This is a genomic window from Campylobacter sp., from assembly GCF_030528245.1.
Taxonomy (GTDB): Bacteria; Campylobacterota; Campylobacteria; order Campylobacterales; family Campylobacteraceae; genus Campylobacter_D.
Genome location: NZ_JAUMZG010000003.1, coordinates 1 through 23,453, shown reverse-complemented (window position 1 = coordinate 23,453; position 23,453 = coordinate 1). Strand labels below are relative to the sequence as shown.

At 46.4% G+C, this 23,453-nt stretch carries 22 protein-coding genes; 18 read left to right on the top strand and 4 right to left on the bottom strand.

Annotation, left to right across the window (positions count from 1 at the left end; translation table 11 throughout):
• Positions 1-50: 50 nt before the first annotated feature.
• The 15 genes from Q4A73_RS01165 to Q4A73_RS01095 all read left to right on the top strand — a co-directional run bounded on the left by Q4A73_RS01165 (position 51) and on the right by Q4A73_RS01095 (position 16,185).
• The gene (locus Q4A73_RS01165) at positions 51-314 is read left to right on the top strand and encodes a DUF2018 family protein (protein ID WP_303205603.1); all 264 of its coding nucleotides are present in this window, start codon (positions 51-53) and stop codon (positions 312-314) included.
• Positions 315-830, top strand: coding sequence for an exporting protein (locus Q4A73_RS01160; RefSeq protein WP_303205602.1), 516 nt, complete (start codon positions 315-317; stop codon positions 828-830).
• A gap of 2 nt (positions 831-832) precedes the next feature.
• Entirely contained in the window at positions 833-1,726 is an 894-nt protein-coding gene (locus Q4A73_RS01155; protein ID WP_303205645.1) for a polyprenyl synthetase family protein, read from the top strand.
• Positions 1,726-2,985, top strand: a complete 1,260-nt coding sequence (gene hemA, locus Q4A73_RS01150) for a glutamyl-tRNA reductase (protein WP_303205601.1) — start codon at positions 1,726-1,728, stop codon at positions 2,983-2,985. Before Q4A73_RS01155 ends, hemA begins: the two co-directional genes overlap by 1 nt.
• Positions 2,972-4,678 carry a proline--tRNA ligase gene (locus Q4A73_RS01145; RefSeq protein WP_303205600.1) on the top strand — a complete coding sequence of 569 codons (1,707 nt, stop codon included), beginning with the start codon at positions 2,972-2,974 and terminating at the stop codon, positions 4,676-4,678. The genes hemA and Q4A73_RS01145 overlap by 14 nt, the downstream gene beginning before the upstream one ends.
• The gene (fxsA, locus tag Q4A73_RS01140; protein ID WP_303205599.1) at positions 4,675-5,046 is read left to right on the top strand and encodes an FxsA family membrane protein; all 372 of its coding nucleotides are present in this window, start codon (positions 4,675-4,677) and stop codon (positions 5,044-5,046) included. Before Q4A73_RS01145 ends, fxsA begins: the two co-directional genes overlap by 4 nt.
• 120 nt (positions 5,047-5,166) lie before the next feature.
• Positions 5,167-5,895: a hydrogenase nickel incorporation protein HypB gene (hypB, locus tag Q4A73_RS01135; RefSeq protein WP_303205598.1), complete on the top strand. Its 729-nt coding sequence runs from the start codon at positions 5,167-5,169 to the stop codon at positions 5,893-5,895.
• Positions 5,895-6,176 carry a HypC/HybG/HupF family hydrogenase formation chaperone gene (locus tag Q4A73_RS01130; protein WP_303205597.1) on the top strand — a complete coding sequence of 94 codons (282 nt, stop codon included), beginning with the start codon at positions 5,895-5,897 and terminating at the stop codon, positions 6,174-6,176. Before hypB ends, Q4A73_RS01130 begins: the two co-directional genes overlap by 1 nt.
• Positions 6,160-7,251: a hydrogenase formation protein HypD gene (gene hypD / locus Q4A73_RS01125; protein ID WP_303205596.1), complete on the top strand. Its 1,092-nt coding sequence runs from the start codon at positions 6,160-6,162 to the stop codon at positions 7,249-7,251. The genes Q4A73_RS01130 and hypD overlap by 17 nt, the downstream gene beginning before the upstream one ends.
• On the top strand, positions 7,251-9,137 hold the full coding sequence (locus Q4A73_RS01120; protein WP_303205595.1) for a DUF1561 family protein: 1,887 nt from the start codon (positions 7,251-7,253) through the stop codon (positions 9,135-9,137). The genes hypD and Q4A73_RS01120 overlap by 1 nt, the downstream gene beginning before the upstream one ends.
• An 18-nt stretch (positions 9,138-9,155) precedes the next feature.
• Positions 9,156-12,419, top strand: coding sequence for an N-6 DNA methylase (locus Q4A73_RS01115; protein ID WP_303205594.1), 3,264 nt, complete (start codon positions 9,156-9,158; stop codon positions 12,417-12,419).
• Entirely contained in the window at positions 12,379-13,998 is a 1,620-nt protein-coding gene (locus Q4A73_RS01110) for a restriction endonuclease subunit S (RefSeq protein WP_303205593.1), read from the top strand. Before Q4A73_RS01115 ends, Q4A73_RS01110 begins: the two co-directional genes overlap by 41 nt.
• A gap of 32 nt (positions 13,999-14,030) precedes the next feature.
• Complete coding sequence (gene hypE / locus Q4A73_RS01105) at positions 14,031-15,017, top strand: hydrogenase expression/formation protein HypE (protein ID WP_303205592.1); 987 nt, start codon at positions 14,031-14,033, stop codon at positions 15,015-15,017.
• The gene (locus tag Q4A73_RS01100; RefSeq protein ID WP_303205591.1) at positions 15,017-15,361 is read left to right on the top strand and encodes a hydrogenase/urease maturation nickel metallochaperone HypA; all 345 of its coding nucleotides are present in this window, start codon (positions 15,017-15,019) and stop codon (positions 15,359-15,361) included. Before hypE ends, Q4A73_RS01100 begins: the two co-directional genes overlap by 1 nt.
• Positions 15,358-16,185, top strand: a complete 828-nt coding sequence (locus Q4A73_RS01095) for a YihY/virulence factor BrkB family protein (protein WP_303205590.1) — start codon at positions 15,358-15,360, stop codon at positions 16,183-16,185. Before Q4A73_RS01100 ends, Q4A73_RS01095 begins: the two co-directional genes overlap by 4 nt.
• Here the strand turns inward: Q4A73_RS01095 and Q4A73_RS01090 are convergent.
• Genes Q4A73_RS01090 through Q4A73_RS01075 form a run of 4 tightly spaced genes read right to left on the bottom strand, consistent with a single transcriptional unit; the run spans position 16,108 to position 20,015 of the window.
• Positions 16,108-17,358 (bottom strand): ComEC/Rec2 family competence protein, encoded by a 1,251-nt coding sequence (locus tag Q4A73_RS01090; RefSeq protein WP_303205589.1) that lies wholly within the window; start codon positions 17,356-17,358, stop codon positions 16,108-16,110. The two genes, Q4A73_RS01095 and Q4A73_RS01090, sit on opposite strands and share 78 nt — an antisense overlap.
• Positions 17,348-17,914 (bottom strand): DedA family protein, encoded by a 567-nt coding sequence (locus Q4A73_RS01085; RefSeq protein WP_303205588.1) that lies wholly within the window; start codon positions 17,912-17,914, stop codon positions 17,348-17,350. Before Q4A73_RS01085 ends, Q4A73_RS01090 begins: the two co-directional genes overlap by 11 nt.
• Before the next feature lie 3 nt (positions 17,915-17,917).
• Complete coding sequence (gene rny / locus Q4A73_RS01080; protein ID WP_303205587.1) at positions 17,918-19,468, bottom strand: ribonuclease Y; 1,551 nt, start codon at positions 19,466-19,468, stop codon at positions 17,918-17,920.
• On the bottom strand, positions 19,404-20,015 hold the full coding sequence (locus Q4A73_RS01075; RefSeq protein ID WP_303205586.1) for a 5-formyltetrahydrofolate cyclo-ligase: 612 nt from the start codon (positions 20,013-20,015) through the stop codon (positions 19,404-19,406). Before Q4A73_RS01075 ends, rny begins: the two co-directional genes overlap by 65 nt.
• A gap of 61 nt (positions 20,016-20,076) precedes the next feature.
• On the opposite strand from Q4A73_RS01075, the gene Q4A73_RS01070 reads away from it, so the two are divergent.
• From Q4A73_RS01070 to Q4A73_RS01060, 3 genes are read left to right on the top strand one after another with little or no spacing between them, the layout of a single operon-like run.
• Positions 20,077-20,634 (top strand): TlpA disulfide reductase family protein, encoded by a 558-nt coding sequence (locus Q4A73_RS01070; protein WP_303205585.1) that lies wholly within the window; start codon positions 20,077-20,079, stop codon positions 20,632-20,634.
• The gene (ftsY, locus tag Q4A73_RS01065; RefSeq protein ID WP_303205584.1) at positions 20,634-21,497 is read left to right on the top strand and encodes a signal recognition particle-docking protein FtsY; all 864 of its coding nucleotides are present in this window, start codon (positions 20,634-20,636) and stop codon (positions 21,495-21,497) included. Before Q4A73_RS01070 ends, ftsY begins: the two co-directional genes overlap by 1 nt.
• The gene (locus tag Q4A73_RS01060; protein ID WP_303205583.1) at positions 21,490-23,415 is read left to right on the top strand and encodes a motility associated factor glycosyltransferase family protein; all 1,926 of its coding nucleotides are present in this window, start codon (positions 21,490-21,492) and stop codon (positions 23,413-23,415) included. The genes ftsY and Q4A73_RS01060 overlap by 8 nt, the downstream gene beginning before the upstream one ends.
• Positions 23,416-23,453: the final 38 nt, after the last annotated feature.

The window sequence follows — 23,453 nt, the reverse complement described above, 5'->3', positions numbered from 1 at the left end:
GAGTTTTAACTCTTAAATTTTATAATCAAGCTTTTAAGAAAGGGACGAAGATGGATTTTTTAGACGCGATGCTCAACAAGGGCCCCAAGGAGAAATTTATAGAAATCATCCAAAACGGCAATCTTGGCGCCCTGGAGAGGACCTTTGAGAATTTTTTTGCCGAGTATATTGCTATGGTGGAGCTTTTGGAAAAACAGGGCCTCAGCGAGAAAGATGTGCAAAATTTCATCTTAGAAGAGGGCGAGCTCATCGCACAGAGGCAAAACGACCTCTTCATCGAGCTGGGCGCGAAAATACTCGGACACGAGGGCTAGATGCGGATTTTTGCCCTGCTTTTTACCCTGCTTTTGAGCCTTGGCGCCTCAAGTCCTAGCTTTGATTACACCTATAAATTTGAGCTTAAAAAGGATCAGAAGGCGAGTGTGCAAATCAAAGAGCTTGGTTTTGAGGAGGAGGTGCAAAATTTTGACTTTTACTGGACGCTTTTTGACAACACCAACATCATCGTGCATTCTAAGTATAGAAAATTCCCGCGCCAATTTGTCCTTTCTTTGCGCAGGAATTTAGACTGGGCCACCCAAAGCCTCATCCCCGACTACAAAAATCCACCCCTGGATAGGGCGCGTTTGATCTTGGAATTTTACGACTACAAAAAAGGCATCGCGACCTTTAACGTTTATGTTGAAGATAAAGATTCTAGGCTCTTGGTTGAATTTCTAGACCCTAACACAACCCCCCTCAAAAACCCCCCTCAGCACAACAAAATCGTGCCCATGATCGACCTCAACCAGCCCCAGGTCAGGCCCCTCACGAGAGAAAACAAAGAATGAATTTGCAAAGGATCGACGCGCAGATTGAGGCCTTTTTGGAGGATTTGGCCTATGCGCCCATTTTGGAGATGTTTCGCCATCTCAAAAGCGGCAAAAAACTCCGCTCCAAGCTCCTACTCAGCATCGCGCCGGAGCATGAGGATAGTGTGGTTTTATGCGCCATCATCGAGCTCATCCACCTAGCAAGCCTGCTGCACGATGACATCATCGATGGGAGTGCGTTAAGACGCGGCGCAAGGTCCATCAACGCCGCATTTGGCACGAAAAACGCCCTCATGCTCGGGGACATTTTGTATTCCAAGGCCTTCTTTGAGCTCAGCAAGCAAAATCAAAGCATCGCGCAAATCCTCTCTCAAGCGGTCAGCAAACTCGCCATCGGTGAGCTTATGGACGTGCGTTTGAGTGAGAATTTCAACCCCGACGAAGAGGCCTACATGCAGATGATCCACCACAAAACCGCCGTTTTGATCGAGGCGGTGGCGCGATGTGGGGCGGTTTTGTCGGGGCTTGAGGAGGAGGCGTTTGCGGGCTATGGGAGGCATTTGGGGCTTGCCTTTCAAATCATCGATGACATCTTGGATGTAAAAAACGACGAAAAAACGCTCGGAAAGCCCGCTATGAGCGATTTTAAGGAGGGCAAAACCACCCTGCCCTACATCTACCTTTACAAGAGCCTGACCCCGCCCGCGCAAGAGAGACTAAGGGGACTCTTCAAAAGGGAGCTTAGCCCCGAAGAAAGCGCTTGGCTAAGGGCTGGCTTTGAGGAGCATGAAAGTTTACAAAAGGCACGCGCTACAGCCCAAAGTCAGGCCCAGCTCGCCCTAGCCTCGATCAAAGATCACCGCAAGCAAGAGCTTGAGGCCCTCATCGCCGCCTTGCTTGAGAGGGAATTTTGATGGAGTATTTTTGCATCAGTTTCACGCATAAAAATACCAATCTAGCCCTGAGAGAGAGACTTTCTTTGGGCGATTTGGCGCAGAAGAGGGAATTTTTAAAGCTCATCGCGGCCAAGGATTCGATTTTAGAAAGCCTCATCATCAGCACCTGTAACCGCGTGGAAATTCTAGCCTTTGTGAGGGACACTCAGGGCACGGACAAGCACATCATCACGAGCCTCGCCCTGCTTTGCGGCGTGGATTATAAGGAGCTGATGCGAAGGGCGGATATTTTTGAGGGAAGCGGGGCAATCCATCATCTTTTTTCCGTAGCTAGCTCGCTAGATAGCCTTGTCGTGGGTGAGACGCAGATCACAGGGCAGATAAAAAACGCCTTTGACTTTGCCAAGGAGGGCGGCTTTTGCGGCGAAAATTTAGCCCTAGCCCTCCATCACGCCCTAAAATGTGCGGCCAGAGTGCGTAATGAGACGCAAATTTCTAAAAACCCCATCTCAGTCGCCTCGGTCGCCGTGAGCAAGGCTAGGGAGCTTTTAGAGCTTGAGGGCGAGGAGGCCCTCATCATCGGCGCGGGAGAGATGGCCGCGCTAGCTGCGAGGCATCTTTTGCAGGCCGGGGGGAGGGTCGTCATTCTGGCGCGCTCCTTAGAAAAGGCAAAAAATTTAAGCCAAAATTTAGGTGCAAAAAGCCGCTTTGATGCTCTGGATCGTTTGGAGCTTTACCTGCAAAAACACGCGCTCTTTTTTTGCGCGACCAATGCCGCCGCGCCCATCATCACGGACGATTTGCTGCGTCCTTGCGCTTTTAGGCGCTATTTTTTTGACATGGCTGTGCCGCGAGATGTTTTGCTTAGTAAGACGGAGGGCGTGGAGGTCTTCGCGGTGGATGATTTGAAGGAAATTGTGCAAAGAAATTTAGCCCTCAGAGAGTGCGAGGCTAAGATCGCCTACCGTATCATCAGTGCGGCCACGCGAGAATTTTTTAAAAATCTCAGCGAGCTCACCCTCACGCCCACTATCAAGGCGCTACGGCTTTTGGCCAAGCAGTGCGCTGATGAGCAGCTTGCGAGAGCCCTTGCGAAGGGCTATTTGAAAAAAAGCGATGAAGAGGAGGCTAGGAGGCTCATCCATCAGGTTTTCAAGGCCTTTTTGCACGGGCCCACCCTGAGGCTGAAAAATCTGCAAAACAACGCGCAAAATTTCACCCAAAGCCTAGAATACCTCTTCGGCTTGAATCAAGGAGAAAACGATGAAATTCACTAAATTTTACGCCCCGACCCTCAAGGAGGCCCCCAAAGACGCCCAGCTAGCCAGCCACATCTTCCTCACGCGGGCGGGCTTTATCGAGCAGCTTGGTAGCGGACTTTATCAGTTTTTGCCGCTGGGAAAGCGGGTTTTGAACAAAATTCACGCCATCGTTAAGGAGGAAATGGACAGGGCAGGAGCTCTAGAGACGAGCCTGAGTTTTAGCACGCCTGCCGCGCTTTGGCAGGAAAGTGGGCGCTATGAGGCCTTTGGCAAGGAGCTTTTGCGCTTTAGGGACCGAAAGGAAAACGACTTCGTCCTAGCGCCCACGCACGAGGAGGCGATGGTGGCCTTGGTGAAAAACAAAATCACCAGCTACAAGCAACTCCCGCTCAATCTCTACCAAATCGGGCCGAAATTTCGCGATGAGGCCCGCCCGCGCTTTGGACTTTTGCGCTGCCGTGAATTTGTGATGAAGGACGCGTATAGCTTTCACAAGGATGCGCAAGATTTGGCACGGGAATTTGAAAACATGCACGAGGCTTACTGCCGCATTTTAAGGCGACTTGGGCTTGATTTTAGGGTCGTTGAGGCCGATAGCGGCGCCATCGGAGGGAGCGGGAGTAAGGAATTTATGGTCCTTGCGCCCAGCGGGGAGGATGATGTTTTGCATTGTGAAAAATGCGATTATGCGGCCAATGTTGAGGCGGCAAAGAGGGCTAAAAAAACCTGCGATAAAGAGCGTCCCGAGGCAGCTTATGCTAGCAAATTTCACACGCCGGGCGTCAAAAGCATCGCGGCTCTGGCGGAATTTTTCAAAATCGATCCCTTTTACACCATCAAGGCGGTGGTGAGGAGAGCGATTTTTGAGGACGGAAGCCGCTTGGTGGTCTTTTTCCTGCGGGGGTGTGATGACTTGCAGGAGACAAAGGCGCAAAATGCCTGCGGGGCGCTGGAGCTTGTGGAGGCGACTGAGGCCGAGCTTGTGGGGGCGGGTTTGAGGCCCGGCTTTATCGGCTTTGTGGGGCTTGGTGGCGTGGAATTTTATGTGGATGCGGAGCTTGAGGGTGAGAGGCAGATGATCGTGGGGGCGAATGAGGAGGATTATCATCTGGTGGGCATTGAGGTGGTGAATTTAAACAAGGAGCGTTTTAAGGACTTGGTGGAAGTGCGAGAAAATGACCGCTGCGCGCTTTGCGGGGGGAATTTGCAAAAAAGCAAGGGCATCGAAGTGGGGCATATTTTCAAGCTCGGGCAAAAATACTCCGCCGCGATGGATGCGCATTTTTTGGACGAGAATGGCAAGGCGATGCCCTTTTTCATGGGCTGCTATGGCATAGGGGTGAGTCGCCTTGTCGCGGTGGCGGTGGAGGCAAGTCACGATGAAAAGGGCTGCGTGTGGGGTAAGGCCCTAGCGCCCTTTAGCCTCTGCATCATCGTTTCTAATGTCAAGGACGCGAGGGGCCTGGAATTTGCCACAGAGCTTTATGAGGGGCTGAAAAATGAGGGGCTAGAAATTTTGCTCGATGACAGACCTGAGCGCTTTGGCGTGAAGATGAACGACTTTGAGTTGATGGGCTTTCCTTACGCGCTCATCGTGGGTAAGGAGCTGGAAAATGACGCGCTAGAGCTCATCGAGCGCAAGGGACTGAAAAAAAGCATCCTCAAGGCTAGCGAGGCGCTGGAGGCTATTAGGAGGCTTGGCTTATGAGGCTTTCTTTTTTGCCCCTCATCGTCGTGGAGGTGGCCTTCAGTGCGCTTTTCATCATCGCCTTTGGCTTTGGGAATTTTTTGCTTTTTCTTTTGCTGAGTATGCTAGCTGGCGTGGCGCTTTTGGCGCTTTTTTGGAAAAACATGCTTGAATTTCAAATGGGAAGTTTCAAAAACATGCTCACGCAGTTTTCTTTCGTCATCGCGGGATTTTTGCTGCTGGTGCCGGGCGTTTTAAGCTCACTTTTGGGGATTTGCGTCCTTGTCTTTGCCCTCGTTTTTGAAAGCACGCTCAAGCGCAAAACGCCGCGCAATCAAAACGAAAACGAAGAAATCATCGATGTGGAGATCATAGAGGATAGAAGGTGAACGAATTAAAACTTATTTTTTTAAAGATATAAATTTTTACAAATGAAAATTTTTTGTTTAAGATTTTTGTTTAAAATATATCGTTTGAAATTTGCAAGAAGCTGTTTATAAGGAGAAAAAATGTGCAAGGACTGTGGTTGCTCGATGGGGGAGGCGCACACTCTTCGCACTCGCGAAAATCCCGAGCTCAAGCAGGCAAAAACAGTGGAGGTCATTGCTAGCATTTTGAGTAAAAACGACCACGAAGCTGCGCATAACAGAGAGCATTTTAGCGCCGCAGGAGTGCCTTGCATCAATCTCATGAGCTCGCCGGGAAGCGGTAAAACCATGCTTTTGCAAAAAACCATCGAGGCTTTGGGGGGGGAGTTTAGAATTTCTGTGATTGAGGGGGATTTGGAAAGCGAAAATGACGCGAAAAAGGTGCGCGAGGCGGGGGCGCAGGCCTTTCAAATCACCACGGGGCAGACTTGTCATTTGGACGCCTTTATGGTGCATGAGGCCTTGCATCATTTGGATTTGAAAGCGTGTGATTTGCTTTTCATTGAAAATGTGGGGAATTTGGTCTGCCCGGCCAGCTATGATTTGGGGCAGCATTTTAATGTCGTCTTGCTCTCGGTTACTGAGGGCAGCGACAAGCCGCAAAAATACCCTGTGATGTTCCAAAAAGCGGATATGGTTCTCATCACAAAGGCCGATTTGGCCGAGCATTTTGACTTTGATTTTGCGGAGGCAAAAAGCCTCATCAAGCGGCTCAATCCCAAGGCCGACATCATCACTTTGGACGCGAGAACGGGCAGAAATTTGGAGCTTTGGTATCAGTTTTTGCGGCTTAAAAAGGAGTGTTTTTAATGTGCCTTTCGATACCCTCTAAGATCGTTGAGATCGACGCGCACAACAACGCCCTCGTGCAGACCCTGGGCGTGAAGCGGCGGGTGAATTTGGACCTCATCACCGAGCCCTTGGCGGTGGGGGATTTTGTGCTCATCCATGTGGGCGTGGCGATGGAAAAGATAGACCAAGAAGCCGCACTGCAGAGCCTTAAAACCTACGAGGAAATCGTAGCAAAGATGCAAAGCGGGGAGATAAAAGAGGACGAGGGGGACCTGGGACTTTATGAATTTCATCGATGAATTTAGAGACAAAAACACCCTCCTAGCCCTCAAAACCCTTATAGAAAAAGAAGCGAAAAAGCCGCTAAATATCATGGAAATTTGCGGCGGACACACGCACAGCATCATGAAATACGCCCTCTCTGAGCTACTGCCCAAAGAAATCAACTTTATCCACGGCCCAGGCTGCCCCGTGTGCGTCATGCCTCGCTCTCGCATCGATACCGCCCTCAAACTCGCCGCGCAAGATGGGGTGATTTTTTGCACTTTGGGCGATTTGCTGCGCGTGAGGGGGAGTGAGCTTTCTTTGCAGGAGCTAAGGGCGCGCGGAGCGGATGTGAGGGCGCTTTACTCGCCCCTTGAAGTGCTGCAAATCGCTGCAGAAAATGCGGACAAAAAAATCATTTTTTTCGCCATAGGCTTTGAGACGACCACGCCGATGAGCGCCTTGCTTTTGGAAAAAATTTTAGAGCAGGAGCTCAAAAATGTCTATTTTTTCAGCAATCACATCACCGTTCCAGCTGCTGTGGAGACGATAATGAGCGATGAGGCGGTTAAGATCGACGCTTTTTTGGGCCCCTCGCATGTGAGCGTGATAACGGGCTATGAAATTTTCACCCCCCTGGCGCAGAAATTTCAAACGCCCATAGCCGTGAGTGGCTTTGAGCCTGTGGATATTATGGAGGGAGTTTTGGATGTGGTGCGCCAATGCAACGAAGGCAGGGCGGAGGTTTTCAACCAATACTCGCGCGCCGTGAGTGCGGGGGGTAATGAGAGGGCGAAAAATTTGGTGGCGCGCTATTTTAAGCCCTGTGATTTTGAATTCAGGGGCCTGGGGGTGATTTTAAATTCAGGTCTTGAGCTGCGGGAGGAATTTGCCGACTTGGACGCACGAAAGCATTTTGACTGCGAGGTGGTGAGCAAAAAGGAGAGCAAGGCCTGCCTTTGTCCGCAGATTTTAAGGGGGCTTGCCAAACCTTATGATTGTAAGGTTTTTGGCACGGCTTGCACGCCCAAAAATCCCATCGGAAGCTGCATGGTTTCAGGCGAGGGGGCCTGCGCGGCCTACTACAAATACGGCTTTAGGGAGAGGTGATGGATTGGCGCGTGGTGGCTTTGCTTTTTGTGCTTTTGGTAAGCTCCGCCTCCGCCGCCCCGCAAAAGAGGGTCCAGACTCCGCAGGATAGGGCGATTAAGGTTTATACGAGCGTCAATGAATTTTGCTACGCGCCCTACATTTCGCGAAGTGGGAAAATTTATTTATCCCTGAGTCTTTGCAGTGATAAAAGGGCGCTGAAGGCTAGGTATGATGTCTTTTCGCGCCTTGCCTATAAGCTTGATGGCTCGTGGTTTTGCGTGAGTGCGCCAGACTCCGTCGCGCAAGGGGCGCAGACTAGGGACTATGCGCTTTTGATGCCTTGCGCTATCAACGACAAGTCTCAGCAGTGGAGGCTCAAAGATGGGCATTTTTATAGCCTTGATGAGGCCTACACGCTCAAGGACGATGGGGATTATATCTATGCGGCTAAGGTGCGCGATAAAAGCCTCAGAGTGCACACCCTGCATAAGGATATGCAAAAATGGGCAGATACCATAGCCCAGCCTGCGAATTTGACCGTGCAGACCTTCATCGCTTGGGATTTGACGACTAGGGACGGCAATGAGCGCTATTTTCTCAAAAACAACAGCTCCAGCAAAAACACCACCCCGCTTTACTACAATCTAGAAAGCGGACACATCGCGAGCTACAACGAGCCAGCCGCGCGGCTTGACTGCCTTTATGCGGACAGCGAGGGCTATGAGTGGAACTGGGCTTGGTGGGCCAAATGCACGGATGAGGCCCCGCCCAAGCTCAACCGCGCCTTTTGGAAATTCATCCCCACGGGGCAGGGCAGGGTGGCCTTGGTGAATTTTGAAAACCACGCCCTGCGCCTGACCCGCTATGGTTTGCACTGGGGAGTGCCCTACATCGTAACGCCAAGCTATCTGCAAAAGGACAGGGCCAATAGCCCGACTTCGGACTTTTCCCTGAGTGTCGAGGGCGCTGAGTGGCTGCGCTTCATCGATGCGAATTTGGGCGAGAATTTGCCCTATTGTCCCGCGCCGGGCGCTGAGAATTTGACGCGTCAAAAACGCGAGCTAAGACCCACGCCGCTGCCTAGCACCTTTCGCTTCACAAGCGCGTGGCGGCAGAGATTTTTAGACATCATCCAAACCACAGATGGCTCAGAAAGCGGGGCGGGGGTGTGTGGAATTTGCCTTTTGCAGAGCTTTCAAATCGTGGCTGAAATTTTAGAAAATCCCGCCGAGCCGCGCCGATCGGGGGGGTATTTTTTCGACACGCGTGAGGGGGCTAACCCCTTCGTGTCCTTTGGGCTGCGACATTCTTTGCTTTATGAAAGCTTAAACGATGTCCTGGGGTGGTTTCGACTCTTTGTGCGGCGTGGCACGCCCGTAACGCCCGAGCTCATTTCCATCAATAGCAATAACATCGCTCTAGCCAGCGCCATTTCGCTCCTGCCTCAGTATGACTGGCAAATTCCTGTTTCAGGCTTTGATGCGGCGGGGATCGATCGGGGGTTGGATTTCATTTTAAATTCCCCCGGGGGTTCGGTTTTTATTTTATTGATGGACATCACTGCATCCAGTGGCAGAAGCGGCGCACACGCCGTGGTGGCCATCCGCTCGCAAGATGGCACGCGCATCATCCCCACAAACACGCGCATCAGTGCGGAGGAATTCGCGCTTTTTAGCAGGCCCCTTTACACGCGCGAGGATTTGCTGGAGCATCTCACGCGAGGTGGCTTCACGCTCACGGCGCTTTCGCTTTTGCAGGCTAATGCCTTCCACACGCTGCCCTTTGCCTCTGTGGTGTCCTTTAGCAACTGCGAGGGCGAGGGTGGGGAGAGGCGCGGGAGCGGGAGGATGCCAAGGGGGGAGCTTATGAACCAGTGCGCGAGTGGGCGCTGCGGGTGGCGGTGAATTTGGGGCGGGGTGGAGATGATTGAGGAAAAAAATTTTAAAGAAGTGCTGGAGCTTTTGGGCTTTGAGGCTAAAGGCGAGCTTTATGCTAAGAGGGTTGGGGGCTATGGTATGCAAGTGGATTTTGCCAAGCAAAAGCTCATTTACCCGCAAGGCATAAAGATACACGATGCCACGACTTCAAACTTCTCTCACCCTGAAAATTTTGTCGTCTTTGAATGTGTGCATAGATTATTAGAAAAGGGCTATAAAGCAGAGTCTTTAGAGCTAGAGCCAAGATGGCAGCTAGGCAGAGAGGCAAAAAGTGGCAAAGCTGATATTTTAGTGCGTGATAATAAAAATGCCCCCTATCTCATCATAGAGTGCAAAACCGCAGGGGAAACTAGCAAAAGCGAATTTAGCAAAGAATGGGAGAGAATGCAAAATAATGGCGGACAGCTTTTTAGCTATTTTCAGCAAGAAAAAGCTACAAAATTTTTGTGCCTTTACACCAGCGATTTAGAAGCAGAATCTAAAAATATCAAATATCAAAATTACATTATCAATATGCAAGATAATGAAGCCACTTTAGCACAAAGCAAAAAGAAAGGCTATAAAGACGCAAATTCAAATAAAGAAGTCTTTCAAATATGGAGTGATACTTACGCTAAGGAGTATGAAAAAAGTGGAATTTTTGAAGATGAAATTGCCATTTATAATATCACTAAGCTTAAACCAAAGCTAGATAATCTAAAGCCTATGAGTCAAAGCGAAATCCAAAAAAAGCGACACGAATGGGCGACCATTTTAAGGGCAAATGCAGTGGGCGATAGGTCATTAGCATTAAATGGGCTAATGAATCTTTTTTTATGTAAAATCACTGATGAGTTAGAAAATGCAAATGACTTGCACTTTAATTGGCGTGGTTATAGCCGTGATTCTGCCTTTGATTTAGTAGATAGACTGCAAAAGCTCTATAAAACGGGAATGGAAAAATATCTTAATCAAACAATCACCTATCATTCTAAAGACAGCATTGAGGAGGCTTTTACAAGTGCGTTTGAAGGCATTGTTGTGAAAGAGAAAATCCAAAATATATTTAATGACTTGAAATATTTTTCCAATGGCGATTTTAATTTCATAGAAGTTTATAACGAAAATCTTTTTTATAAAAACTTTAAAATTCTTTTACCCATAGTCCTAAAGCTAGAGGACACAGCCTTTACAAAAAATGCAGATTCTAATATTTTAGGCGATTATTTTGAAAGCTATATCCACGATATGCCACAACAAGAGGGGCAGTATTTTACCCCTGTGCCTTTGGTAAATTTTATTATCCATTCTTTGCCTGTGTTTAAAAATGCTAGTGTGCTAGACTTTTCTTGTGGAGCAGGACATTTTCTAACCCAATACGCAGAAATCAATAAATCCTATAAAAAAGCTAAATTTTTAGGACAAGATAAAGACCCCCGCCTAGCTAAAATCGCTAAAATTGCTTCCTTTATGCACAGCACAGATATGGATATTTTAGCTAACGACTCGTTTGAATGCGGCATAGATGATTCTAAATTTAATGTGCTTATTTCAAATCCACCCTATTCAGTAGATGGCTTTTTAAATGTTTTAAGCGATGATGTAAGAAGTGCCTATGAGCTTTTTAACGATAAGCTTAATATAGAATCAAACAACGCCATAGAATGCTTTTTTATAGAAAAAGCAAGTAAAGCTCTGCAAGATAGTGGGCTTTTATCCCTTGTCCTGCCAAATTCTTTAATCAACAAAGACAGCATCTACAAAGCCACTAGAGAACTAATGCTGCGCGACTTTTACATTATCGCCCTTGTAAGTTTAGGTAATCAAACCTTTTTTAAAACAGGCACAAATCCTATCATTCTTTTTGCTCTGCGTAAGGCAAAAAATACTGATACAAAAACAAGTCAAAATGACCTTTACAAAGACTTCTATAAACACATTGTAGAAAATAAGCTAACCACACTTTTAAAAGCTTATAAAGGTGAATTTTTAGCCTTACTTCAAGCATATTGCACCTTTAGAGAATACGACAAAGATGAGTTTTTAGCACTTTTAGAGCTAAATTTGCAAGAAGATTCTACGCTTTATACAAACGAGCTTTTTAAAGAATATGCAAATGCTTACAAAGCTTTAATCCAAAAAGAAAAAGATGAATATAATAAAAAAAGCGATAAACATAAAGCACAAAATCCCTTTACTCCAAGTCAAAGCAAACAAGAATTTATAAGAAAACTTGAAGCAGAGAAGTTTCTATACTTTTGCTACTGCTTAGATTCTAACCCACTCATTATAAAAGCCCCAAGCGATAACAAAGAGCAGAAAAGATTCTTAGGCTATGAGTGGAGTAATAAAAAGGGTAAGCAAGGCATACAATACATCACCGCTTCAGGCATAAATGCTATAAGCGAGATTCTAACCCCTCTTTATAATCCTAAAAATCGTTTTGATAGCTCTAAACTTAGCTTTTACATTATGCAAGAGTATTTAAGCAAACTTGATTTAAAAGCCTTAGACAATCACTTTCAAAAATCCCTTAAAAAAGAGCAAGAAATCCCACAAGTTTTAAGCCCCTATGCTTTTAAAGCAAAACTCATAGATATGCTAGACTTTAGCAAAGTGGATTTTAATAAGGCGATAAGTTTAAATCCTATCAATTCACAAGGCGAGGGCAAAACACAGAATCCTTTTGAAAATTGTAAATATCCGCTTGTGAAGTTGGGGGAAGTGTGTGAAGTTATTGCAGGGCAATCTCCACAATCGCAGTTTTACAATGATAGGAACGAGGGGCTTTTATTTTTTCAAGGGAAAAAAGATTTTGGCGACAAATATTTAAAAAATTCTAATGTTTGGACTTCTCAAATCACAAAAGAAAGCGTGAAAAATGATATTTTGGTAAGCGTGCGTGCTCCTGTTGGTGCTGTGAATTTAAATCCTTATGAGAAAATTTGTATAGGCAGAGGACTTGCGGCTATTAGGGCGGAAAATTTTGATTTTCTTTTTATTATATTGCAACACAGCAAAAACCTATTTGTAGGTAGGCAGGGAATGGCGTTTGAAAGTATCAATATAAATGAAATTAAAAACACAAAAATCCCCCTACCGCCTTTAGAAATCCAAAAGCAAATCGTAGCAGAATGTGAAAAGGTAGAAGAGCAGTATAACACCATAAGAATGAGCATAGAAAAATACCAAGAGTTGATTAAAGCGATTTTAGTCAATTGCGGCATTATTGCAAATACTGATGAATCTATCGGGGGGGGGGGCAACTAGCCGCTTAATTGCTTCCTTGCTAGATTCTATACAAGAGCTAGAATCTAAGCTAGATTTTTTTGCAAATTTTGCGGTGGCAAAGCACGACTTTGCCACAATAAAAATCAATGAAAGTGCGAAGCACAACCTTGAAAGCGTTGTCGGGGTGGGGGATACACAAGGGGGAGGGAGCGACTTCGCAATTCAAGCCCCTCCCCCTTGTGAAAAAGAAAAAATAGAATCTAAATTAGATACTTCACGCTCAAAGCCCTTCAGTATGACAAATACAAATGACTTAAAAGCCCTTTTAGATTCTATCCCCACCCCACCAAAACAAGGCTGGGAAAGGGTAAGGCTAGAAAAAATGCTTTTAAAGCCTAAACTCAACGATATTAAAATTCCAAAAAATAATTTTTTAGATAAGGGCAATTACCCTATCATTTCGCAAGAAAACGGGATTATTAATGGATGGACAAATTTAGAAAATCCTATCATCGATTTACCTCTAATCGTCTTCGGTGACCATAGTTGCAGTCTTAAATTCGTAGATTTTCCATTTTTTAGAGGGGCTGACGGCACTCAAATTCTAAAATTTAAAAATAAACTTAACACCAAATTAGCCTTTTATATTTTAAAAGAAAGTGAAATACCCAACAAAGAAAAATATGAAAGACATTTTAAATATTTAAAAGCCATAAAAATCCCCCTCCCACCCCTTGAAGCACAAGAAAAAATCGTAAGTGCTATTGATAGCGTAGAATCTCAAATCAAAAGAATAGATTCTAAGCTTGAAATGTTAGAAACAAGAAAAGCAGAGATTTTAGCTAATGCCTTGAACGCTAATAACGAGAGAGAGAGAGAGAGAGAACAGGCAGAGCTTAAAGAAATCTTAAAGACAATAGAATCTCTCCTTTCACAAAGGGCAATCTTACAACGCTTCATTACAAAAATCTTGCAAAAAGCAGGACTTACTCAAAGCCTAGAAGCTCTTATAGCTTCTTTACCAACCCCGCCGCGTGAGGGCTGGGAGAGGGTAAAGCTAGAGCAAGTGTGTGAGATTGTAAGGGGTATAACATACGACAAAACCGAGCAAACAACACAAAAGACACAAAATATCGTATTGACTGCGGACAATATCACTTTAAATAATACTTTTGAGCTTTCAAAAATGATTTATCTTAAACAGAATTTTGTGGGGGATAGGAATAAAATTTTACGAAAAAATGATATTTTTATGTGTTTTTCAAGCGGAAGCTTAAAACATATAGGAAAAGTGGCGTTTATAAAAGACGATATCCAATATTACGCTGGTGGTTTTATGGGGATTTTGAGAAGTCGTTTTAATGCAAAATTTGTTTTCTATTCTATTGCAAATGATGATTTTAAGCAAAAACTTGAAAATTCTGCAACGGGTTCAAATATTAACAATTTATCAAGCAAAATTAACGATTTAAAAATCCCCCTCCCTCCCCTCGCCGCACAGGAAAAAATCGTTTCAGCCATTGAAAGCGTGGAAGCTAAAATTCACATTCTAGAGCAGCACACAAACGCCCTTGAGGGTGAAAAAGAGAGGATTATCAAAGAGAGCTTAAGCCATTAATATTATAATTTTGCAAAAATTTAAGGCAAACGATGAAAACGATCACCCTAGCACACGGCGGCGGCGGCGAGGAGATGGGCGAGCTTCTAGCCCTCATCTTTAGCCATTTTGACAACGCAATCTTAAAAGAGGCTAACGATAGCGCCCTCCTCACCATCCCCGCCCGAGAGCTTAGCCTCACAACCGATAGCTTCACGCTTAGCCCCATTTTTTTGGACGAGACGACAAATATCGGAAAACTAGCCATCGCAGGCACGGTAAATGATACGCTTATGGTCGGCGCAAAGCCCGAATTTCTAAGCCTTGCTTTCATCATCGAGGAGGGCTTTTTGTGGGCGGATTTTGAAAAAATTCTAAAAAGCATCAAAGACGAGGCTAAATTTGCAGGGGTCAAAATCGTCTGCGGCGATACGAAGGTCGTGCCAAAAGGTAGCGCGGATGGGCTTTTCATCAACACCACCGCCCTAGGTCGCCTCATCAAACCCTGCCGCACACAAAATTTAAAAGCCGGGCAGAAAATCCTACTTAGCGGCGATGTGGGCAGACACGGCGCGGCGGTTCTCGTGCGGCGTAACGGGCTAGAAGCGGATATAAAAAGCGACTGCAAAAGCTTGAGCGAGGAGGTTTTGAGCCTTTTAAATTCAAAACTTAGCGTCGTGGCGATGCGTGATGCGACGCGGGGGGGGTTGAGTGCGGTTTTAAACGAGTGGGCCACGCAGAGTGGTCTAGAGCTTTGCGTGCGGGAGGAGGCGATAGCCGTGCGTGATGAGGTGGCAGGGGTGTGTGAGCTTTTTGGCTTTGAGCCTTATGAGCTAGCTTGTGAGGGGACCTTTGTGCTAGCGGTGGAGGAGGAGGACGCGGTGGCGGCTTTGGAAATTTTGCGCCGTTTTAATCCAAGTGCTGCCCTCATCGGTGAGCTAGGAGCGGAAAAAAAGGCGCGGGTGATTTTAGAAAATGCTTACGGGGCGCGGCGTTTCTTGGAGCTGCCTAAGGGTGAGCTTTTACCGCGGATTTGCTGATGCACGAGCTTAGCATAGTGGAGGCTTTGGTGGAGCTTTGTGAGGATTATGCGGCGCGTGAGGATGCGGCGGCGGTGCGAGAAATTTATGTAAAAATAGGACGCCTTAGCGGGATAGAGCTGGGGCTTTTTGAGCGTTGCTTTGAGACTTTTAGACTCAATTCGCCCCTTTGCAAGGAAGCGCAGCTTTTTGTGGAGCTTGCCCCGCTTGAAATTTCTTGTCTTGAGTGCGGGGGGCGGAGCATTTTGGAGGAAAATGTTTTTAGATGCCCGCTTTGTGGGGGCGAGGAGCTTAAGACCCTGCAGGGCGAGGAGCTGACTTTGATGCGTTTGGTGATGCAATGAAAAAGATTTTAAAAGGGCTTTTTGCCCTCAGGGATAGGGAAATTTTAAACCACGCGGCGGCGCTTAGCTTTTACTCCATACTTTCACTCATACCGCTTTTGTTTGTGTGCTTTTCGGTTTTTACGCAGGTGCCAAGCTTTAGGGAACATTATGAGCGGGCGAAGGCGGTGATTTTTACCTTTCTCATCCCCGCGCATCAGGAGCAAATCGCGGGGTATTTGGACACCTTTTTAAAAAATAGCGTGAATTTGGGCTTGGTCGGGCTTGTGGCGATGGCTTTTACCTCGCTGGCCTTTTTTTCGGGCTATGATTTTGTCATCAACCGCATCACAAAAAGCGAGGCGAGGGGCTTTTGGCAGAGTATTAGCTCCTACTGGACCCTGCTAACCCTCGTGCCTTTGGGCTTGGGACTTAGCTTTTACCTTTCGGCTCTAGTGCAAAAAACCTTGGACGATTATCATATCGGCGTGAATTTTTTTGAAATCCTACCCTTTGCCCTGGTGTGGGGGCTTTTTTTCATCGCGTATTCTAGCTCGGTGGGCGGGGCGAGGCTTAAAATTCTAGCCCTTGTGTCCTTCGGTGCGGCGGGGCTTTGGTATGGGGGGAAGCTTTTGTTCGTGCTGTATGTGATTTACAATAAAACCTATGCGAGCGTTTATGGGTCCTTTTCGACCATACTTTTCTTTTTCATTTGGATTTATTTTTCTTGGGTGATTTATCTTTTCGGGGTGAAAATTTGCTTCCTTTTAAATGAAAAAGAAGGGGATAAGATTAAGGGTGGGGCAAAAAAGCGCCAAAGCCCTAAAACGCACGCTCAAAAGTGAGAGCAAAAGATAGCCCCAAAGGGCCCAAGCGGGCAGATTAAAGTCGATGCTTGCGAATTTAAAAGCGAAAAATTCCAGCAAGAGGGGGTCCAAAAGAGAGCCCGCATGGATGAGGTGCAAAAACAAAACCACAGGGTAAAAAAGCACAAAGGCAAAACTTAAGGGTATGCCAAAGAGCTGCTGGAAAGAAAGCAGGGGGAAAAAGTAAAGCACGGGCAAAACCATCGCCAAAAAGGTCCAAACATTAAGCAAGATGAGCTTGATGATGGGGTGGAAAAAGCGCGCAAAATGATGCAAATACAAAAAAATATAAAAAACGCCCAAAACCGAAAAGAAAAAGCCCACGCTAAAAAGCAGACGCGGGAAGAGGCCGATGCAAAGGCAGACGCAGAGAAAGAGGCTGAAAAAGCTTAGAATTTTGACATTTTTCATCAAAAGATAAAAGCCAAAAAAGGCCATGATGAGCGAGCGGATGAAGCTTGGCACAAAGCCTATGAGGTAGGCGTAGGCAAGGAGGAGGGCGAAGATGAGGAGGCTTAAATCCAGCCTTGCGTTGCGGTGGGGGAAGAATTTTTTTTGAAAAAAGCTATAAAAGGGGGCTAGGGAGAAAAAAATGAGGGCGAACAAAAGCCCGATATGATAGCCGCTAATGGCGATGAGATGGGCGATGCCGTAGTGGTTGATGTCCTGCCTTAGCTCTTTGGAGATGGGCTGGGCAAAAAAGAGGGCGGCGTAGAATTCCCTAGCCTTGCTCTCGCTGTGCTGGGAGAGAAAATAGCGCGCGATGAGGCCATCCTCACGCTTTCCTAGTGGGGTCAAATCATAGCCCGGCGCGTAGAAAATTTTTGCCAAATAGTCCCTAAAGCCTATGTCGTTTGTGATGATTTTAAGGCTTAGCAAGTCGCCGCGGCTTAAATTTAAATCCTTGTAGCTTGTGGTGTAAAAGTAAAAATCGTCCGCCTTGAGTCTTAAAACGCGGTAGCTTTTACCGCTGGGGCGGGTTTTTTCGTAGCTTTGCTCCACTAGGGCTTGGGGCAGAAAATAATGCCCTTGCTCTTTGAAATTTAAATAAGCCTTAAATTCCAAGCCGACATTGAAGCCCAAAAGGCTCAGGCAAAAAAGCAGGAAAAAAAGAAATTCTTTAAAGGAGGTGCGGGAGAAACTAAGAGGCATTTTTTTGAGAAAATTTAGCCAAATACCCAAGCAAAAGGGCGATCAAAAGCCCTAAAAATAAAAAACTCGCATAGCTGTAGTTTCCAAATTTTTCAAAAATTTTCTCCACCAAACCCCCGAAAGCAAAACCCACTAAGCCCAAAGATAAAGCCCAAATAAAGCTAGCTAGGGCGTTGAGAAAGAGAAAGCGCTTGAGATCGTATTTGGCAAGGGCGGCGGCTAGGGGGATGAGGGTTTTTAGCCCGTAGATGAATTTTTGCGTGAGGATTAAAATCGTGCCGTGTTGTTTGACCTTAAGCAGGGCTAGGGCGAGCTTGCGCCGATGCTTTTTGAAATAGGGCAGAAAGTCCTTTTTGCCATGCTTTCCCAAGAAATAAAGCCCGCTTGAGCCTAGGGTGTTAGCGATGAAGGCTAGGGCTATGCACCAGGACAGCTCCATCTTCCCCAAGGAGCTCAAAACCCCCGCGCATAAAATTCCTACCATGCCCCCGCCCAGAGAGTAGAAAAACAAGACCACATAACCATAACGCAAAAGCGTATCCATCATATCCTGCAAGGCTCACCTCGCGTATTCTACGGCCCTTAGCTCGCGGATGACATGGACCTTGATTTCGCCCGGATATTGCATTTTTTCTTCGATTTCGGCGGCGATTTCCTTGGCTAAAAGCACGCTTTCATCGTCATTCACCACCCTGGCGTTGGTGATGATGCGAATTTCACGCCCCGCATTGATAGCGTAGGCACTTTTGACGCCTTCCTTGCTTTTGGCGATTTCCTCAAGCTCCGTTACCCGTTTTAAGAAGGCCTCCAAAACCTCCCGCCTAGCGCCCGGCCTTGCTGCGCTCAGGGTATCGGCCGCACAGACGGCCGCACATTCTACGCTTAAAGCCTCCTCGTAGCCGTGATGGGCATAGATGGCGTTGATGACGGCCGGATGCTCCTTGTAGCGCTTGCAAAGCTCCGCACCCAAATCCACATGAGAGCCCTCAAAATCATGCGTCAAAGCCTTGCCTATGTCGTGCAAAATCCCCGCGCGGCGCGCTAAATTTTCATCCCCCCCGCATTCTGCGGCGATGATGCCGGCCAAATGCGCCACTTCTAGGCTGTGGGCGAGGGCGTTTTGCCCGTAGCTTGCGCGGTAGCGGAGCTTTCCTATGAGCTTGGTGATTTCAGGATGCATCTTAGAAAGCCCCAAATCAATCAGTATGGTTTGCCCCTCTTCTAGGATGTTGCCCTCAAATTCCTTGCAAACTTTTTCGTAAATTTCCTCAATGCGCGCCGGCTGGATGCGCCCATCCTCGACCAAAAGCTCGATGACCCTCGTGGCGATGGCGCGGCGGTAGAGATTAAAGCAGCTTACGATGATGGCGCCTGGCGTATCGTCGATGATGATATCCACGCCCAAAACCATTTCCAAGGCCTTGACATTGCGCCCCTCTTTGCCGATGATGCGCCCCTTGAGTTCATCGTTTTTGATATTGACGACATTGATGAGGCGCTCGGCGGCAAATTCCCCCGCAAAGCGCGAAGTGGCCTGCGCTAGGATGTAGTTGGCGCGCCTTTTGGCCTCGCTTTTTGCCTCCTCTTCGTATTTGCGGATGATGTGGGCAAATTCGGCTCGGGAATTTTCCTCAATCTTCTCACAAAGCAGGGCCTTGGCCTCATTTTGCGTAAGGCCTGATGCCCTCTCAAGCACGACAAAAAGCTCACTCAGCCTATTCTCATAGCTTTGCTTTAGCCTGAGGCTCTCATTGTAAAATTCTTGCACTTCTCTTTTGTTTTTAGCGATTTCTTCCTCGCTCGTTTTGATTTTTTCCTCGTAGTTTTTCAGCCTCTGCTCCTTTTTGTGAAGCTCATCAAGCCTGTGGTTGAGCTCTTTTTGATTTTTATGCGCCTTATCTTCGTAGCGCTTTTTGACCTCAAGCTCGGCGTTTAGAACGGAATTTTTCGCATCCTTTAAGATGAGCTCGGCTTCGTATTCTATGGCTTTTGCCTTGGCCCTTGCTTGAGCCACAAAAATTTCATGCTTGGCATCGCTGATTTTTTTAGCGAGCAAATATCCTATCCCAATGCCGACTAAAGCGGCGATAAGTGCGATGAGTGCTATCATTTTTCTTTTCTTTCTTAAAATATTTTTTATGGGGACTGAGGTAAAACTTAGCAGCGATATCGTGACTTTTTGTGAGCTTTACTTCACTCAAAGCCTCTATGCTTTGGACGAAAATGATGCGAGGCTCTTGTTTTAAATTTGCAAAAAATCTATCATAAAAACCCTGCCCGTGTCCTATCCTTTTCATCATGCAATCAACGCCGATTACAGGCACGATGGCTACATCAAGCCTTACGGATAAAAAAGAATTGTTTGGCTCTAAAACCCCAAAGCGCTTTTTTGAAAAAGGCAGTCTTAATTTTACAATTTTTAAACTTTTATCTTGCATAAGCGGCACGAAAAGTTCGCAATTTTTGCTTAAAATTCTGCGAAAGCGCACCAAATTTGGCTCATAATACAGGGGCAAAAAGATGAGGATTTTCCTCGCCTTCATCCTTTTGATGAGTTGGAGGCAGTCCTTGAGGATCAAAAAATCCTTCTTAAATTTTAGCCTTGCGTTTTGCTTGAGCCTTCTTTTTTGCTCCTGCCTGAAGAGTTCTTTTTGCATCTTGTCCCTTAAATTTATCATCCCCTGCTACAATTTTAGCATTTTAAAGCGAGGCAAAATGATGTTTGAAAAAGTGCTTAAAAATTTGCTTTCAGTGGCCTTGATCGCGGGGATTTTCTTGGCTTGCAGCAGTGAAAAGCAAGATGAGGATAACAATATCAGCAGCGTCAAAGAGCAGATGGATGAGGAAAATTTATCCTTCAGCTTAAAAATGTTTGATGGCGGCTCTATGGCCGTAAAAAAGGAGGCGGGACATTTGAGCTTTGATAATGCCAACAAGGCCACGCTTTTTGTGTTTTTCACCACCTGGTGCATGCCCTGCCTGGGTGAAATCCCACATCTTAATAAAATCCAAGAAAAATACAAAGAAAATTTCAACATCATCGGCGTTTTACTCGAGGACAAGGACAAAGAGGGGCTTGAAAATTTCACCCTCAAGCATAAAATCAACTACCAAATCGCAAATGGCGAGGAAAATTACCTTTTCGCCAGAGTTTTAGGTGGCGTGAGCGGTGTGCCGATGATGTTTTTATACGGCAAAGGCGGCACGCTCATCAAGCAATACTTAGGCCTAGTGCCCAGCGAAATGCTAGAGATTGACATTGCTAAGGTGTTGTGATGCTTGGATTTTTGAAAAAAGGCCTACAAAAAACTCTGCAAAGCATCAGCGGCGTAAAATCGCAGCAAAAATTAAACAAAAATTTGCTCGAAGAGCTCTTGCTTGAGGCCGATGTGGCTTATGAGATTGTTGAGGAGATACTCCACTACCTCCCGCCCGGCGATGCGGTTAAAAGGGAGGATTTAAAGCGCGTGATGGGGGCGTATTTTCTTTACGAGGGGGCGAAAAATTTAGCCCCAAAGCCCTTTGTGGATCTCATTTTGGGAGTCAATGGCGCGGGTAAGACGACCAGCATCGCAAAACTTGCCCATTGGTATAAAAGCGAGGGAGAAAAGGTGCTTTTGGGCGCTTGTGATACCTTCCGGGCGGGGGCGATCGAGCAGCTGCGTTTGTGGAGTGAGAAAATAGGCACGGACATCGTCCTCTCAGCACAGGGACACGACCCCTCAGCGGTGGCTTATGATGCGATCAGCAAGGCGGTGGCTAGGGGCTTTGATAGGGTTATTTTGGACACGGCGGGTCGGCTGCAAAATCAAAAAAATTTAGCCGCTGAGCTTGAAAAAATTGTTCGCATTTGTGCTAAGGCCCTCCCCTCTGCACCCCACCGCAAAATTTTAGTCTTAGACGGCACGCAGGGCAATGCGGGAATTTTGCAGGCTAAGGCTTTCAACGACCTCATAAAGCTTGATGGCGTCATCATCACAAAGCTCGATGGCACGGCAAAGGGCGGGGCGCTTTTTAGCATTGCTAGAGAGCTTGAGTTGCCGATTTTTTATGTGGGTGTGGGTGAAAAAATGCAAGACCTCATTCCCTTTAATCCTGCGGATTACCTTGAGACGCTTTTGGAGCCTTTGTTTGAGTGAGTTTACCCCTGAGCAAAAAGCCCTTTTTGAGAGGAATGTTTCTTATCTCATAAACCCCTACCAACGCCTAGCCCTTTTGAATTTAAGCTCGAGCAAATTTAAGCCCATCAGCGATGGTGGGGACGTGCTTTCTTTAAATTTCATCCACATCAGCGGCAAACGCGTCCATCAAAACCCCATTTTAGAGCTTAAAGAGAGGCTTGAAATTTTTAACAAAGAGTTTTTACTTTATCCCGTGCTTTATTTTTACGGCTTTGGTAATGGCGTTTTATTTAAAACCCTACTTAAAAATTCTCACCTTAAGCACTTGATCGTTTTTGAAGATGAGCTTGAAATTCTTTACTTAGCCTTTCATTTTTTAGATTTTAGCGAGGATTTGGAAGGCAAAAGGTTGATGATTTTTGACAGCCATATCAATGAAAGCAATCTCGCCATCCTCCTGACAGACCCCCGCATTTTCACCTTTTTACGCACCTATACCCTGCACATCACAAGCGCTTTTTATGAGGGCTTTGAAAGTGAAATTCTAAAGCTCAATGAAAACATCACTCGCGCCATTAAAAACAACATCGCCGCACTGGGAAATAGCAGCGAGGACGCCTTTGAGGGCATAACGCAATTTGTAGCCAATCTCGTCCCCATGCTCACTCAGCCTTCTTTTGAAACTTTGCTTAAAGAAAGAAAATCAAAAGCCCAAACCGCTCTCATCGTATCCACCGGGCCAAGCCTCACCAAGCAACTTCCACTTTTAAAAGCACATCAAGATAAATTTAGCATCATTTGTGCCGATTCGGCTTATAGCATTCTAGCCCAGCACGACATAAGGCCCGATTATGTGGTGATGCTTGAGCGCACGGCCATCACCTCAGAGCTTATCAAAAAAGCCCACGCTAACATCGACGAGGGCGCACTTTTCGTCCTTTTATTCTTAGTGCATCCCAGTGCAGTGCGTTATTTAGAGGAGAGCGGGCGCCGTTTTGTTTTAGCGCCCTACAATGACGAATTTTCCTCCCAATTTAAATTTTTTGATCCCAAATTCTCCCTCGCGCAGGGCACGACTGTCGCTTACAATGCCTTTTTTTTAGCCATTTATTTGGAGCATAAAAACATCATTTTCATCGGTCAAGACTTAGCTTATGGTGAGGGCGGGGCCTCGCATCCTAAGGGCTATATTTACGGGGAGCATTATGATGCTCAGTTTTACCCCGAAAAAGAAAGCGCCCCCGCTTATGGTGGCAAGGGCGTGGTGTGGACGCACGGGCTTTGGAATAAATTCCGCTACATGCTAGAAATTGGGATTGAAAATGCCCGGCTTGCATTTGAGCTTAGCATTTACAATGCCACAGAGGGCGGTGCGAGGATAGCAGGCACAGAGGAGAAGCCCTTTTTATGGTGCGTAGAAAATTTATGTGATGAAAGCTTGAAAAAACCCTTTCCTCCCCTTACTTTGCAGAGTGTGGAGGAGCAAAACGCCCAGCTTTGCCAAGCGTGGCGGAATTTAGCCGACATTTTGAGGCAATGCGAGGACTTCATCGCCTTTTTTGAGGACTTCAACCCAGCCTTCGCGCTTAAATTTGCAAAACTCAAACTGGTGCAAAACGATAAGGACTTCATGCGCGAGGTGATGGGTGATTGCGACAGGGCAAAGGAGAGACTTGATGCCTTCAGCAAAAGTGCGGTGAAGGCGTTTTATCATTCTATCCTGCATAATTTTGAGCTAAATCTCGCGCAAATTCTTGTTTTTAACCCGCAAAACGAAGCGCAATGGTGGGAGAAAAATTTGCTTTTCATCACGCAGCATTTAGAATTTTTCCAAATCCTACCTGCCACAGTGGCTAAATTTAAAGAGGGCTTAGAACAAAACGCCCACGCCTTAAAACTCGAGCTTGAAAGGAGGGGGCTAAAAAGCCCTTTTTAAAGTCAAAGGGGTTAAAATATCGCAAAATTATCAAAGGA